A 321-nucleotide genomic window follows, 5' to 3' on the forward strand; every position below is an offset into this window, starting at 1 on the left:
CAGCTCTGCCAGAATCTCAATAGTGAAGAACTGAAGAAACTGCAACTTTGCATGCTTTTTAGTGTTTCTGGACGCGAATCGGATCTTGCTTTTAAAAGCAACCCAGATAAGTACCGAGAATATCGTCAGCGATGTGCTGAACAGTTCACTCTGTATGCACGGGGCAAAATGTCAAAGGACGATGTCAAGAAATACGCAGAACTGATCCTCAACATGGGTAATCCAGATTACTTAAAATCAAAAAACATCACCCCTAAAAAGCAAGCTCTTTTCCACATCATGAATCTGGCGCACAAATTGGATCTGATGCGGTGCTACCAT

At 42.4% G+C, this 321-nt stretch carries 1 protein-coding gene; it reads left to right on the plus strand.

All coding sequences use genetic code 11. The features are described from left to right. The coding region (locus tag Lery_RS15695) for a SidE phosphodiesterase domain-containing protein (RefSeq protein ID WP_237759191.1) at window positions 1-321 on the plus strand (321 nt) is incomplete at both ends.

The sequence above is a fragment of the Legionella erythra genome, from assembly GCF_001467615.1.
Taxonomy (GTDB): Bacteria; Pseudomonadota; Gammaproteobacteria; order Legionellales; family Legionellaceae; genus Legionella_C; species Legionella_C erythra.